At 58.4% G+C, this 1,802-nt stretch carries 3 protein-coding genes; 2 read left to right on the top strand and 1 reads right to left on the bottom strand.

Annotation, left to right across the window (positions count from 1 at the left end; translation table 11 throughout):
* A partial coding sequence (locus AC1DVH_RS30560) for a M24 family metallopeptidase C-terminal domain-containing protein (protein ID WP_477756939.1) occupies positions 1 to 531 on the top strand: 531 nt, incomplete at its 5' end.
* 28 nt (positions 532 to 559) lie between these two features.
* Here the strand turns inward: AC1DVH_RS30560 and AC1DVH_RS30565 are convergent.
* Entirely contained in the window at positions 560 to 1,480 is a 921-nt protein-coding gene (locus tag AC1DVH_RS30565; protein ID WP_477756940.1) for a LysR family transcriptional regulator, read from the bottom strand.
* Between the two features lie 104 nt (positions 1,481 to 1,584).
* Here AC1DVH_RS30565 and AC1DVH_RS30570 point away from each other — a divergent pair.
* On the top strand, positions 1,585 to 1,802 hold a 218-nt coding region (locus AC1DVH_RS30570), incomplete at its 3' end, for an alcohol dehydrogenase catalytic domain-containing protein (RefSeq protein ID WP_477756941.1).

Genomic DNA, 1,802 nt, shown 5'->3' on the forward strand with positions numbered 1-1,802 from the left:
GAGCAAAAGCGCGATTGCACCCGCGTGCTCAAGGGCGTGATTGCCTTGTCCCGCGCGCAGTTCCCTAAAGGCATCCTGTCGCCGCTGCTCGATGCCATCGCCCGTGCGCCCATCTGGGCGGAAAGTGTCGACTACGGTCACGGCACCGGTCATGGCGTCGGTTACTTCCTGAACGTCCACGAAGGTCCGCAAGTCATCGCTTATCAGGCCGCGCCTGCACCGCAAACTGCGATGCAACCCGGCATGATCACGTCCATTGAACCGGGCACCTATCGTCCGGGTCGTTGGGGGGTGCGGATCGAAAACCTGGCGATGAACCGTGAGGCGGGCAAGAGCGAATTCGGCGAGTTCCTGAAGTTCGAAACGCTGACCCTGTGCCCGATCGACACACGTTGCCTGGAAACATCGTTGCTGTCGGACGAGGAAAAACAGTGGTTCAACGCCTACCACGCCGAAGTGCGTGAGCGTCTGAGTCCGTTGGTCGAGGGGGTTGCACTTGAGTGGCTGAACACTCGCACTACGGCTATCTGATCGGGTACAGCTACTGGTTCCTGTGTAGCTATTTGTTTATGTGCAGCTCAGGCGCTTTTTCCAGCGCCTGAGCCATATAGTCGACAAAGGCTTTGACCCTGGCGGATTGGCGACGATTCGCCAGGGATACGGCATAAATTGGCAGCGACAACGTACTGTAGTCCTGCAAAATCGCGCTCACCCGGCCGGCGCTCAGGTCTTCGCTGAATAGCCACACCGGTGACAGCGCAATCCCCAATCCCCCCAGCACCATTTCGCGGATCGCCTCGGAATTGTTGCTCTGCGCATTGCCCTTGATCCGCACTTCGTGGCGTTGGGCGTCTTTTGTGTACACCCACAGGTTTTGACTGCTCAGCAGGTTGAACATCAGGCAGTTGTGCCTGCCCAGTTCCTGCGGTGTTTGCGGTTGGCCGTTTTGCCTGAGGTAGTCAGGTGATGCGACGGTCACACGGTGGGTACTGCCGACATGGCGAGCGATCAGGCCACTGTCGTTCAGGGCACCGATCCGGAATGTGACGTCCAGCCCTTCGCCGACCAGATCCAGGTTTTGATCGCTCAGTTGCAGGTCTATCTGTACGTCAGGGTAGTGTTTGAGAAAGTCCGGCAACCGGGGTGCGATCTGCAGGCGCCCGAAACTCACCGACGAGCCGATTTTCAGAGGTCCGGCGACCCTTTCCCGACCGGACTGGAAGCTATGTTCTGCCGCATCCACGGCGGCGAGGATGGTCCGGCATTCGTTGTAATAGCGCTGACCTTCGTCCGTCAGGGATAGCTTGCGGGTGCTGCGGGCAATCAGCTTTCCGCCCAATCGGGTTTCCAGTGCTTGCAATACTTTGCTGATGGTCGGCTGGCTGGTCTGCAACTCCCGGGCAACGGCGGAAAAACTGCCCCGTTCGACCACCCGCACGAAAATCGCCATTGCATTGAGTTTGTCCACGGGATTCCTCATTGATGCTGTATCGGCATGATCACTATAGCGATATGGCGTCTTATCGGAATGAATAGGGCGAGGCAAGATTGATCCTGTATTCACTTCTGATGGGACATGGCGAAATGACTGACTCACTGAATATGCGCGCTCTGATGGTCGACTCGGCCAATGCGCCATTACGTTTGGTTTGCGTTGCACGGCCGGTGCCGCAGGCGGGGCAGGTATTGGTCAGGATCCGGGCCAGCGGTGTGAATCCGCTGGATGGAAAAATCCGCTCCGGGCAGGCGACCCATGCGGGGCAACCATTGCCGGCAATAGTGGGAATGGATCTGGCCGGGAC

The organism is Pseudomonas sp. P4_C3 (genome assembly GCF_056402075.1).